General features: G+C 69.3%; 7 protein-coding genes and 1 pseudogene. 4 read left to right on the forward strand and 4 right to left on the reverse strand.

What is annotated here, in order from left to right:
* Window positions 1-2 precede the first annotated feature (2 nt).
* The 4 genes from yicI to ACLVWQ_RS28800 are packed head-to-tail and all read right to left on the reverse strand — an operon-like array spanning window position 3 to window position 5,495.
* A complete protein-coding gene (gene yicI / locus ACLVWQ_RS28785; RefSeq protein WP_414112118.1) occupies window positions 3-2,315 on the reverse strand; it encodes an alpha-xylosidase in 2,313 nt (770 codons plus the stop codon).
* Window positions 2,316-2,344: 29 nt separating this feature from the next.
* Complete coding sequence (locus ACLVWQ_RS28790) at window positions 2,345-3,214, reverse strand: carbohydrate ABC transporter permease (protein ID WP_414112119.1); 870 nt, start codon at window positions 3,212-3,214, stop codon at window positions 2,345-2,347.
* The gene (locus ACLVWQ_RS28795; protein ID WP_414112120.1) at window positions 3,211-4,203 is read right to left on the reverse strand and encodes a carbohydrate ABC transporter permease; all 993 of its coding nucleotides are present in this window, start codon (window positions 4,201-4,203) and stop codon (window positions 3,211-3,213) included. Before ACLVWQ_RS28795 ends, ACLVWQ_RS28790 begins: the two co-directional genes overlap by 4 nt.
* Window positions 4,200-5,495 (reverse strand): extracellular solute-binding protein, encoded by a 1,296-nt coding sequence (locus tag ACLVWQ_RS28800; protein ID WP_414112121.1) that lies wholly within the window; start codon window positions 5,493-5,495, stop codon window positions 4,200-4,202. Before ACLVWQ_RS28800 ends, ACLVWQ_RS28795 begins: the two co-directional genes overlap by 4 nt.
* 833 nt (window positions 5,496-6,328) lie before the next feature.
* Here ACLVWQ_RS28800 and ACLVWQ_RS28805 point away from each other — a divergent pair.
* The 4 genes and pseudogenes from ACLVWQ_RS28805 to ACLVWQ_RS28820 all read left to right on the forward strand — a co-directional run.
* Window positions 6,329-7,081 (forward strand): annotated as a pseudogene (locus tag ACLVWQ_RS28805) (LysR substrate-binding domain-containing protein); the annotation flags it as partial.
* A 499-nt stretch (window positions 7,082-7,580) separates the two neighbouring features.
* Entirely contained in the window at window positions 7,581-8,483 is a 903-nt protein-coding gene (locus ACLVWQ_RS28810) for a hypothetical protein (protein ID WP_414112122.1), read from the forward strand.
* On the forward strand, window positions 8,483-10,717 hold the full coding sequence (locus ACLVWQ_RS28815; RefSeq protein WP_414112123.1) for a glycosyltransferase: 2,235 nt from the start codon (window positions 8,483-8,485) through the stop codon (window positions 10,715-10,717). Before ACLVWQ_RS28810 ends, ACLVWQ_RS28815 begins: the two co-directional genes overlap by 1 nt.
* A gap of 260 nt (window positions 10,718-10,977) precedes the next feature.
* A complete protein-coding gene (locus ACLVWQ_RS28820; protein ID WP_414112177.1) occupies window positions 10,978-12,354 on the forward strand; it encodes an acyltransferase family protein in 1,377 nt (458 codons plus the stop codon).
* Window positions 12,355-12,437 lie beyond the last annotated feature (83 nt).

Raw genomic sequence — 12,437 nt, forward strand, 5'->3', positions numbered from 1 at the left:
GCTCAGCCCCGCTCCCGCCCCTGCTCCTGCTCCAGTTCCTGCCTCAGACCCGGCTCCGGACCCTGCTCCAGTTCCAAGGACAGGAACCCCGTCCCGGCTCTCGCCCGTACGGTCCGGCCGCCCGCCGTCAGCGCCCAGGGTGCCGCCGGATCGCTCGACGAGGCCCGCAGCGTGTCCCCTTCCCGTACGACGGTGAAGGTCACCGCGTCCACGGCCACCGTGACCTGCGCGCCGCGCGCCAGATCGTACGCGTGCAGGGTGACCCCGTCCGCGTACGGATAGTCGGGCCGGTCCTCGACGGCGCCCACCGGGATCACCGCGCCCGGCCTGACGAGGAGCGGCACGCTGGAGAACCCGTGCCGCTCGTGCACCCAGCGGGGCCCGGTCACCGTCCGGCCGGTCAGGAAGTGGGTCCAGGTGCCCTCGGGCACGTAGTACGACACGTCGCCGTCGTCGGAGAACACCGGCGCGACCAGGAGGTCGGAGCCGAGCATGTACTGCCGCTCCAGATGCGCGCACCCGGGGTCGTCGGGGAACTCCAGGACCATCGCGCGCATCATCGGCACCCCCTCCGCGTGCGCGGTGCGGGCGGCCTCGTACAGATACGGCATGAGGCGCAGCTTCAGCCGGGTGAACAGGCGCAGGACGTCGACGGCCTCCTCGTCGAACAGCCACGGCACGCGGTAGGAGGAGGAGCCGTGCAGCCGGCTGTGCGAGGACAGCAGGCCGAAGGCGAGCCACCGCTTGAACAGGGCGGGCGTCGGTGTGCCCTCGAAACCGCCGATGTCGTGGCTCCAGTAGCCGAACCCGGACAGGCCGAGGGACAGTCCGCCGCGCAGCGACTCGGCCATCGACTCGTACGTGGCCTCGCAGTCGCCGCCCCAGTGCACCGGGAACTTCTGGCTGCCGGCTGTCGCCGAGCGCGCGAAGACGACCGCCTCGGACTCCCCGCGGTGCTTGCGCAGCACGTCGAAGACGGTCCGGTTGTAGAGGTAGGCGTAGTAGTTGTGCATCCGCTCGGGGTCGCCGCCGTCCGCGTACGCCACGTCGAGCGGGACCCGCTCACCGAAGTCGGTCTTGAAGCAGTCGACGCCCTGCGCGAGGAGCGCCTCCAGCTTCGCCGCGTACCAGTCGCGGGCGGCCGGGCTCGTGAAGTCGACCAGCGCCATGCCGGGCTGCCACAGGTCCCACTGCCAGACACCGCCGTCGGGCCGCTTCAGCAGATGCCCGAGCGCCTTGCCCTCCGCGAACAGCGGGGAGCGCTGCGCGATGTACGGGTTGATCCAGACGCTGATGTGCAGTCCGCGTTCCTTGAGGCGGGCCAGCATGCCCTCCGGGTCCGGGAAGACCCGGGGATCCCACTCGAAGTCGCACCAGTTGAACTCGCGCATCCAGAAGCAGTCGAAGTGGAAGACGGACAGCGGGAGTTCCCGCTCCTTCATGCCGTCGATGAAGGAGCTGACGGTCGCCTCGTCGTACGACGTCGTGAAGGACGTCGACAGCCACAGCCCGAACGACCAGGCGGGCGGCAGCGCCGGACGGCCGGTGAGCGCCGTGTACTTGCGGATGATGTCCTTGGGCGTCGGGCCGTAGATCACGTAGTACGTCAGCTGCTGGGTCTCGGCGCTGAACTGGACCCGGGACACCGCCTCCGAGCCGACCTCGAACGACACCCGGCCGGGATGGTCGACGAAGACGCCGTAGCCCGCGTCCGTCAGATAGAACGGCACGTTCTTGTAAGCCTGTTCGGTGGCCGTTCCCCCGTCGGCGTTCCACATGTCGACGACCTGGCCGTTCTTCACCAGCGGTCCGAAGCGTTCGCCGAGCCCGAACACATGCGTGCCCACCCGGAGGTTCAGCTGCTCGCGCAGGTAGTGGCCGCCGCTGCCCGCGTCCCGCATGATGCCCATGCCCTTGGGTCCGCTGCCGGTGAGGGTGCGGCCGTCCGCGAGGAAGTCCACGTGCCAGGGTCCGGTGCGGTTCACCCGCACGGACAGGGCGCCCGAGGTGAGGGTCGCGGAGTCGTCGTCGTACGAGGCGTGGGCCCGGAACTCCTCCCGGCCCAGCTCGAACTGCGGTCCACGGGCCTCCTCGCCCTCGAAGTGCGTGAAGGTGACGCCGATGACGTCGGGCATCGGGGCGTGCGCGCCGATCGTCACGACAGGTCCCTTCAGCAGGTCGCCCCGGTGGCGGATGGGCTGGGTCGGCGCGTGGATCTCCAGGGCCCCGGACTCGGCGGTCACGTCGAGGACCTCGACCGGGTGGGCGGCGCTCACGCCCTCGCGCAGCAGCCAGTAGCCGTCGGTGAACTTCACGCGCACACCCCTTATCAGGCCTGTCGGGCCTACTTGACGGCACCCACGGCGATGCCGCGGGTGAGCGTCCGCTGGAAGACGAGGAAGAAGACGATGGCGGGCAGGACGCCGAGGAGCGCGGCCGCGTTCGTCATGGTGGCGTCCATCAGGCGCTGGCCCTGGAGGACGCCGAGCGCCACCGACACGGTCTGGTTGTCGTTGGAGATCAGCATCACCAGGGGGAGCAGGAACTCGTTCCAGGTCCAGATGAAGAAGAAGACCAGGAGGACGCCGATGGTGGGCCGGCTGACCGGCACCACGATCCGCCACAGCACCTGCCACTTGTTCGCCCCGTCGATCCGGGCGGCCTCGATGATCTCCCGCGGGAACTGTCCGAGGACGGCGGAGAGGAGATACGTGCCGAAGGCGGCCTGGATGACGGTGAAGACGATGATCACGCTCAGCCGGGTGTCGTACAGACCGGCTTCCTTGCTCAGGTAGTAGACCGGGTAGACCAGGGCCTCCTGCGGCAGCATGTTCGCCAGCACGAAGAAGGCGAGGACCCAGGTGCGGCCCTTGATCCGGCCGATGCCGATCGCGTACGCGTTGAGGACGGACAGGACGACCGCGCCCAGCGCGACCGACCCGCTGATCAGGACCGAGTTGACGAGTTTCTGCCCGAAGTCGACGCGCTCCCAGAAGTCCTGCAGACCGTCGAGGTAGAGCCCCTCGGGCAGGCTGAGAGGGCCGTTCGCCGAGTACTCGGTGGGCGACTTCACCGCGTTGACCGCGACGATCAGGAAGGGCAGGACCATGAACAGGGCCCCGATGCCCAGGGCGAGCAGCACGGGGTAGCGGCGCAGGCGTACGCCGAGGCCGAGGCCGGGACCGGGGCCTGGGCTCAGGCGGGGGGCGGTCATCGCACAACTCCCTGTTCGGCGTCCTCGGCCCGGGTCTGGAGCTTCAGGCCCACCAGGGCGAGCACCAGGACGACCAGGGTCAGGACGGTGGAGATCGCGGCGCCGTACCCGATCTGTGTCTTCTCGAAGAACGTGGTGAACGAGAAGTACGACGGCACGTCGGTCGCCCCGCCGGGACCGCCCTTCGTGAGCACGTACACCGCGCCGAACACCTTGAGCGCGGCGATCGTGCACCAGAGCAGCACGACGTAGATCTCGGGCCTGATCTGCGGCAGCGTCACGTGCCAGAACCGCCGCCACCAGCCGGCCCCGTCCAGCTCGGCGGCCTCGTACAGCTGCGGGTCGACGCGTTGCAGCCCCGCCATGAAGATGACGAGCGGGAAGCCGAGCTGCACCCAGACCATCACGCCCATGACGCTGTAGAGCGCGAGGTCGGGGTCGCCCAGCCAGTCCTGCTGGAGGCTCCCGAGCCCGATCGCCTTCAGGACCTCGTTCAGTGAGCCGTTCTCCGGCGCGAGGATCCAGCTCCACACGATGCCCGCGACCGCGATGGGCAGCACCTGCGGCAGATAGAAGCAGGCCCGCAGCACGGCGGCCGTTCTGCTGCCGAAGTGCTTGGCGACGAAGTCGAAGAGGGCGGCGGCCAGGACGAGCCCGAGGAGCGTCGGCACGGCCGCCATCGCGACGACCATGAAGAGGCTGTGCCGGAACGACGCCCAGAACTGCGCGTCGTCCAGCAGCTCCCGGTAGTTGGCGAGCCCGGTCCACTCGGGGCTGCCGACGCCCTGCCACTCGGTGAAGCTCACGCCCGTGTTCATCAGGAACGGCACGACGACGATCACGAGGAAGGCGAGGGCTCCGGGGAGCAGGAACAGGGCGTACGAGTCACGGGGGCGACGCGGTGCCGTCGGGCGCCGGCGCGCTTCGAGCGCGCCGGCGCTCCTCCCCTTTCGAGCACCCCTGCCGCCCTGTTCGACGGTGACCGTCATCGGTCCTGTACGCCCTTGTCGTACGCCGCCTTCACCGCGTCCAGGTAGGCGTCCGGCTTCGCGCTCCCCGTGATGAGCTTCTGCGTCTCGGAGACGAGGACGTCGTAGAAGCCGGGGACCGGCCAGTCGGGATAGAACGCCAGACCGTCCCGCTCGGAGAGGGTGTTGAAGTCGGAGATCAGCGTCTTGGACTGCGGGTCCGTGATGGCGGCGGGGTCGGCGGCGACCGGCACACCGCCGTTGTTGCCGAGCAGGTTCTGGATCTTCTTCGACATGGTGATGTCGATGAAGTCGTACGCCAGTTCCTTGTTCTTGGCGCCCTTGGGGACCACCCAGAGGTTGCCGCCGGAGCCGAGGGTGAGGTTCGAGTCAGGCCACAGGAAGGTGCCCCAGTCGAACGTGGTCTCCTCGGCGAAGCGGCCGTACCACCAGCTGCCGGAGAACAGGATCGGGCTCTTGCCCTGGATGAAGGAGACCGCGGCGTCCTCGGCCTTCGTACTGGTGGACTTCTCGCTGATGTAGCCCTTCTTCACCCAGTCCGCGAAGGTCTCGGCGCCGTACGTCCAGGCGGCGTCGTGGAAGTCCGGCTCACCCTTGTAGAGCTCGTACGAGTCCACCCAGGAGCGGTCGGCCTTCGACAGGGCCAGCTGGTACAGGTACTGGTGGGCCATGTACTCGGCGCCGCCGTTGGCGAGCGGGGTGACGCCCTCGTCGACGAACTTGTCCATGACGGCGGTCAGTTCGTCGAACGTCTTCGGCTCGGCGAGCCCGTACTTCTTGAAGAGGTCCTTGTTGTAGAACACCATCGTGTACTCGGCGTAGTTGGGGACCCCGAACCACTTCCCGGAGCCCATCACGCCCTTGGCGTCGTACTGGCTGGTGGTCCGCACGCCGGCGCTGAGCTTCTTGTCCCAGCCGCGCGAGGTCACCTCCGCCGACAGATCGGTGAGCAGCCCCTGCTGGGAGAGGTGCCCGGCTGTCGCGTTGCCCTTGTTGTACTCCATGAGGTCGGGCGCGTCATTGGAGTTGAGGACCATCGGGGCCGTCTTCTGGATCTGCTCGAAGCCCTTCTCCTCGAACTTCACCTCGACGCCCGGGTGGCTCTTCTCGAACTCCTTGACGGCCTCCTTCCAGGCCACGCCCATCGCGCTGTTGGGCGCCTCGTAGTGCCACAGCTTCAGTGTCTTCCCGTCGGAGGACCCACTGTCCGAATCACCGCAGGAGGCCAGCAGCAGAGTGGTGCTGAACACCGCGGCTGCCGCCGCCATCACACGTCGTCGTGTCGTCAACATCCAGGGCCTCCGGGGGAGTCGGATGGGTAGAGAAAAGGGCATAGCGAACATCACTCACCGCGAGACACGCATCACGCAGTGGTCGTCGAAACGATTCGACGAGATACGTCGAAGCGCTTCGACGAGGGAACGTAGGTGGGGGCCCTGGGGGAGTCAATGGGGTGCGCTGGAATTGGGTCAGGCGTTCGACGGGCCGGACGCGGCGGGGCGCGTCAGGGGGTGCGGGGCGCGCGGGAGGTGAGGTATCGACGGCAGGCGTCGATGAGCCGGCGGCACGGGCGGCGAGTGGATGGTTTCCGGCCGCCGCCGGGCCGCCGCCGCGGTCCGAAATCGGCCAGCACCAGAGCGTCGGCGGTCACAGCGAAGACGATGACGCGCTCCTGTCGCGGCCGGGGGTAGGGCCGGGGGCACGACTCGGGGCGTGAGTTGGGAGGCAACTGGGGGCGTGAGCGAGGGCGTGGGCGGGGGGTTCGTGAAGGTTGTGGAGGCATGGATCAACGTTCGCCCGTGTCCCGCTACTTCCGATGGTGAGCGGCTGCTGTCCCTTGCCGGGCGGGCCCTGTGGGTGCACGCAGTCGCTCGGCGGACGGGCGAATCCGGGTCGGCACCCGCCTGCCCAGGGGCGCGGGGAACTGCGCGCTCAGCCCCCACCGGCCGGCACTCGCCAGTCGCGCCGGGTCCAGAGGCCGAGGACGAGCTTGCTCGCGTCCTTGCCCGGCGGGCCCTGTGGGCGCGCGCAGTTGCTCGGTGGACGGGTGAATCCGGGTCGGCACCCGCCTACCTAGGGGCGCGGGGAACTGCGCGCTCAGCCCCCACCGGCCGGCACTCGCCAGTCGCGCCGGGTCCAGACGGCCCAGGACAAGCTGCTCGCGTCCTTCGGGCGGGCGGACGCCGGACGCCCTCTGCTCGTGGACGTGAACAGCCCCGGGCTCGCCTCCGGGCGGGTCCTCGCGCTGGCCCGTGAACTCGTTCCCGACTGTGAACTGATGGCCCGCTTCGAGAGCGGTCTCACCGGAGCGGCCGCCGAGCTGCTGGCCGGCCGGCTCGACGTCTCCTTCGGCCGGTTCGCGGGCCTGGACCCGGCGCTCCGGACCCGCCTGGAGCAGCAGCCCGTACGGTACGAGCCGATGGCCGTCGTCCTGCCCGAGGACCACCGCCTGGCCGCACTGGACGCCGTACCGCTGGACGCCCTGGCGGGTGAGCGGGTGTACGCGGGAGCCGGGAACCCCCGGACGCTCGAATGGACCGATCTGGCCCGTCAGCTCTTCGAGGGACGCGGGATCGCGGTCGCGGCACCCGCGCCCCTCGCCGTCGGCACCGAGGAGTTCCGGCGGATCATGGCCAAGACGCGGACCCCTGTGCTGGCTGTCGTGGATTTTCCGGCCATGTCCGGATCAGTGCTCAAACCCCTCGTCGATCCCGTCCCGCTGTCACCCGTGTCCCTGGTGTGGCGAAAGGGACTGGTACATCGCGGAGTCGCAGCACTGCGTACCGCGGCGGCACGGCTCGCGGCGGACGAGGGGTGGCTGGAACGGCCGCCGGGCGGATGGATTCCGGCCACAGACGCACTCATCATGATGAGCTGAATCTGACACAGAACCCTCACGCATAGCTGCGTGCGATACATTCGTGGCCCGGGTGCAATGTGGTAAAGGGGGCGCTCGGACCGGATGGGGGTCCGGTTCGGGCGACGACGTGCGAGTACCCGGGTCGCACGCGCCACCCCAGAACGAGTCCCGTGGGGGGATGCACGTGCGCGTGAAAAGTTGGCCAGAAGACGCTCAACCGGACCGGAACGATTCCGGTCAGCAGGGCGGGCGCGGAGCCGACCGGCCGAGTCGTGAAGAGCGTGAAGAGGCCGCTCGGCAGGTCTCGAATCAGCCTGATCAGCCGTTCCGTGGTGATTTTGACCGTAGCGGGTCAGGCCGCGGCGGCACCCGTGCGTCCGACGTCTTCGACACCCCGAAGGGTGCCGGCGGTGTCGGCAGTGCCGGTGACACGAGTGCGTCCGACGGGTGGTTTCGCCGGGAGGCAGCCGCGGCGGTGCCGCGGCAGAGAGGCGACGCCCAGGACAGGAACCAGGACGTGAACCAGGACGCGGACGCCCAGGACGGGGCCGGCGACTGGGACGGCGGCCAGGGCGGCCAGGACAGGAGCCAGTACGGGGTCCAGGACGTCGACGGCCTCTCCGCGACGACCGTGGGTCCCGTGTTCGACCCCGAGGCCGGCCAGCACTCCTGGCAGGAGTCCGAGCACCCCGAGCACACCCATGACCCGCACGAGGTCACGGTCCAGCTCGACGGCGTGGGACGGCAGCTGGACGACTGGCTCGTGCAGCAGGCCAAGGGCGCCCCGGGCGCCCAGGAACCCTCGGACGGGCCGGTCTTCGTCGACGAGACAGGCCGTCGCAGTCGCAGATACCGCAGGATCGGCATGGCCGTCGGCATGGCCTGCGCGGTCTACGCGGTGGTCATCCTCGTCACGCTCATATCGGGCAACTCGAACGCGCCCTGGCTGCCCATCAAGGACCAGCAGAACGACGCCCCGGCCGGCAAGGTCGAACCCTCGCCGCTGCCCGCGGAATCCGCCGACCCGTCCGGCTCGGCGAGCGCCTCGCCCGAGGCGAGCGTCTCCGGCACCGACGACACGACGCCGACACCCGGAGCCAGCCTCTCGTCCGACCCGTCGGCCAGCGAGTCGGCGCCCGACAAGTCGGCCGACCCCAAGCCCTCGGCGACCACCACCAAGCCGACCACGGGCAACAACCCGCCCGACCCCAAGCCCGATCCCAGCGACGACGCACCCACGTCACCGGACCCCGATCCGGAGCCGTCCGACCCCGGCGTCACGGACGGTCCCACGGAGACCGCCGCCGGAGCGGGCACCGACACCGTCGCGGCAGGCCCGATCGCGGCAGAGCCGACGCGCATCGAACCGAGCCCGCCCTCGTCCTCCTCGCTCTCGTCCTCCCCGGAGAACATCCTCTGATGGCAACCCGCACCCACAAACGCGGCGCAGCCCGGGGCGCCGCCCGGCGCCGACGCCTGCCCATGCGCTACCTGCTGCCCTCGCTGATCCTCGTCGCCCTGATGGCGATGCTGATGCTGCGCGGGTACGTACACAGCGAGATCCTCGCCGACCACCGCATCCAGCCCGAGGCCGCCACCGACCGCGTACCCGAGAAGATCATCGACGGCGGGCCGGTCATCGACACCCGCGGCGGCCGCACCAGCAGCCTCAGCGTGCCCAAGCACCACCTCGTCCTCACCTTCGACGACGGCCCGGACCCCGAGTGGACGCCCAAGGTCCTCGACGTCCTCAAGAAGCACGACGCGCACGCGGTGTTCTTCGTCACCGGCACGATGGCCTCGCGCTATCCGGCCCTGGTCCAGCGCATGGTCGACGAGGGCCACGAGGTCGGCCTGCACACCTTCAACCACCCCGACCTCTCCTTCCAGTCCAAGAGCCGCATCGACTGGGAGCTGTCGCAGAACCAGCTGGCGCTCGCGGGCGCGGCCGGTATCCGTACGTCGCTGTTCCGGCCGCCGTACTCCTCGTTCGCCGACGCCATGGACAACAAGTCGTGGCCGGTGACCCAGTACATAGGCAGCCGCGGCTACCTCACCGTCGTCAACAACACGGACAGCGAGGACTGGAAGAAGCCCGGCGTCGACGAGATCATCCGCCGCGCCACGCCCAAGGGCGGCAAGGGCGCCATCGTCCTCATGCACGACTCGGGCGGCGACCGCCACCAGACCGTCGAGGCGCTCGACCGCTTCCTGCCCGACCTGCAGAAGAAGGGGTACGAGTTCGACAACCTCACCGGCGCGCTCGGTGCCCCCAGCGCGCACACCCAGGTCACCGGGCCCGACCTGTGGAAGGGCAAGGCCTGGACCTGGGCGGTGCAGGCCTCCGACAAGATGACCGGCGCCCTTGTCGTCTGCCTCGCGGTCATCGGCTTCCTGGTCATGGCCCGGTTCGGCCTGATGCTCATCCTCTCCATGGCCCACGCCAGACGCGTACGCCGCAAGGGCTTCCGCTGGGGGCGGCCGATCACCGAACCGGTCTCGGTGCTGGTCCCCGCGTACAACGAGGCCAAGTGCATCGAGAGCACCGTGCACTCGCTGATGGCGAGCGACCATCCCATCGAGATCGTCGTCGTCGACGACGGTTCGACCGACGGCACCGCCCGCATCGTGGAGAACCTGCGGCTGCCGAACGTACGCGTCGTACGCCAGCACAACGCGGGCAAGCCCGCCGCCCTCAACCGGGGCATAGCCAACGCCCGGCACGACCTCATCGTGATGATGGACGGCGACACCGTCTTCGAGCCGGCCACCGTACGCGAACTGGTGCAGCCCTTCGGCGACCCGAGCGTGGGCGCCGTCGCGGGCAACGCGAAGGTCGGCAACCGCGACACCCTCATCGGCGCCTGGCAGCACATCGAGTACGTGATGGGCTTCAACCTCGACCGCCGGATGTACGACATGCTGCGCTGCATGCCGACGATCCCGGGCGCGGTCGGGGCGTTCCGCCGCTCCGCCCTGGAGCGCGTCGGCGGGATGAGCGACGACACCCTCGCCGAGGACACCGACATCACGATGGCGATGCACCGCGACGGCTGGAAGGTCGTCTACGCGGAGAACGCGCGCGCCTGGACCGAGGCCCCGGAGTCCGTCCAGCAGCTGTGGTCCCAGCGCTACCGCTGGTCGTACGGCACCATGCAGGCGATCTGGAAGCACCGCGGAGCACTCATCGACCGGGGCCCCTCGGGCCGCTTCGGCCGCGTGGGCCTGCCCCTGGTCTCCCTCTTCATGGTCCTGGCCCCGCTGCTGGCCCCCCTGATCGACGTGTTCCTCCTGTACGGCCTGGTCTTCGGCCCCACGGAGAAGACGATCGGCGCCTGGCTGGGCGTGCTCGCCATCCAGGCGGTGTGCGCCGCGTACGCCTTCCGGCTGGACAAGGAACGCATGACCCACCTCATCTCCCTGCCCCTGCAACAGATCCTCTACCGCCAGCTCATGTACGTCGTCCTGCTCCAGTCCTGGATCACCGCCCTGACCGGCGGCCGCCTGCGCTGGCAGAAACTGCGGCGCACGGGGGTGGTGGGTTCGGCACCGGGTGCGACACCGGGTTCGGGATCAGGCTCGGGATCGGGGGCGGCGGGCGCGCTGCCGCAACAACGCGCGGAGAGCGGCAGCGAGCGGAGGCCTGTCGGATGACACACGGCCGCCACACCTCGGACCCGGGCGCACCCTCACCGGAGCCCACACCGCCGTCCCACGGCTCACCGGAGTACACCCCGTCGTTCGGGGTGCCACGCCAGCGGGCCGACGACCATCAGGACCAGCGGAACTATCAGGACGACTCGGTTCCGCGGGGATATCCGGAGGAGTCCCAGTACGACACGACGTGGGTGATGTCCCCGTTCGAGACGGAAGCCGGGACGGAAGCGGGTACGGAGGCCCGGATGGAGGCCCGGATGGAAGCCACGGCGGCGTGGCCGCAGGTGGACGAAGTCTCCGCCGGGCCGGGCGCGGGAGCGTTCGCTGAGCAGCGATCGTCAGCCACGTCCACCACGTCCACCACGTCCACCACGTCTGGCGTGTCTGGCGTGTCCGGCGTGTCCGGCGTGTCAGGCACGTCGCACGGGCGGACCGCGCCTGCTCCGACCGATCCTCCCGTTCCGCCGGCCTCCGTGCCGAAGAAGAAGGGAGGGCGTGACCGCTACCTGGACCTTCTGCGCACTCTGGCACTGATCCGCGTCGTCATGTACCACCTGTTCGGCTGGGCCTGGCTGACGGTGCTCTTCCCGTCCATGGGCGTGATGTTCGCGCTCGCCGGTTCGCTGATGGCCCGCTCGCTGAAACGTCCAGCCATGGGTGTGATCCGCGGTCGTGTACGCAGGCTCCTGCCACCCATGTGGGTGTTCGGCGCCGTCATGCTCGCCATGATGTTCGCCGCCGGCTGGGACATATCCAAGGACCCCGACCACGGCGGCACCTGGGGCATCGTCGAACTCGTCAACTACATCATCCCGATCGGCGCCCCGCCGTACCCCTGGAGCATCGGCGACAAGTCGGGCCTCCTGGAGCAGTCGTGGGCGGTCCAGGCGGCGGGCCCGCTCTGGTACCTGCGCGCGTACCTCTGGTTCGTGATCGCGTCCCCGCTGCTCCTCTGGGCGTTCCGCAGGGCACCGTGGCCGACGCTGCTGGCCCCGCTCGCTCTGACGGCCGTTTTCGGCACGGGCCTTGTCACCATCCCCGGCGAGACCGGCAACGCGATCTCGGACTTCGTGGTCTACGGCGGCTGCTGGGTCCTCGGGTTCGCGCACTACGAGGGCATGCTGCACAAGATTCCGCGCTACCTGGCGGTGTCCTGCTCAAGCCTGCTGATGGCCTTCGGCCTCTGGTGGGCGTCGGGTCACAAGGGCCCCGACGGCTGGGACCTGAACGACATCCCGTTGGCTCAGGCCACCTGGTCGTTCGGTTTCGTCGTCATCCTGCTCCTGGTCTCCCCGTCCTGGCAGGAACTCCCAGGGCGCCTCAAACGCTGGAACAAGCTGGTCACCCTCTCCAACAGCCGTGCCATGACGATCTACCTGTGGCACAACCTCCTCATCATGGCGACGGTCCCGATCCTGGACCAGCTCTACGGGCTCCCGTTCATGAACACCCGGTGGGAGGGCGTACTGGACTCCACGTACACGCTGTTGACGTTCTTCCTGATCTGGCCGCTGATAGGCCTCGCCATCCTCTCGCTCGGCTGGATCGAGGACCTGGCGGCGAAGCGAAGCCCTCAGCTGTGGCCGGACGGAACAAAGAAGGCCGGAACCCGGGCCCGCGCGAGGGCGAAGTAGCGGGGAAGCGGTAACGGGAAATCAGGCGGGGGTGGTTCGGCGAGTCGAGCGGCCCCCGCCTCGCTGACTCCCACGGGCCCTCA

It is taken from the genome of Streptomyces sp. CWNU-52B, assembly GCF_047444975.1.
GTDB lineage: Bacteria > Actinomycetota > Actinomycetes > Streptomycetales > Streptomycetaceae > Streptomyces.

Bases quoted from the DNA above. Each gene is read 5' to 3' on its own strand.
- ACLVWQ_RS28795 (WP_414112120.1), bottom strand. From the start codon at position 4,203: ATGACGGTCACCGTCGAACAGGGCGGCAGGGGTGCTCGAAAGGGGAGG.
- ACLVWQ_RS28820 (WP_414112177.1), top strand. From the start codon at position 10,978: ATGGAAGCCACGGCGGCGTGGCCGCAGGTGGACGAAGTCTCCGCCGGG.
- ACLVWQ_RS28790 (WP_414112119.1), bottom strand. From the start codon at position 3,214: ATGACCGCCCCCCGCCTGAGCCCAGGCCCCGGTCCCGGCCTCGGCCTC.
- ACLVWQ_RS28800 (WP_414112121.1), bottom strand. From the start codon at position 5,495: ATGTTGACGACACGACGACGTGTGATGGCGGCGGCAGCCGCGGTGTTC.
- ACLVWQ_RS28815 (WP_414112123.1), top strand. From the start codon at position 8,483: ATGGCAACCCGCACCCACAAACGCGGCGCAGCCCGGGGCGCCGCCCGG.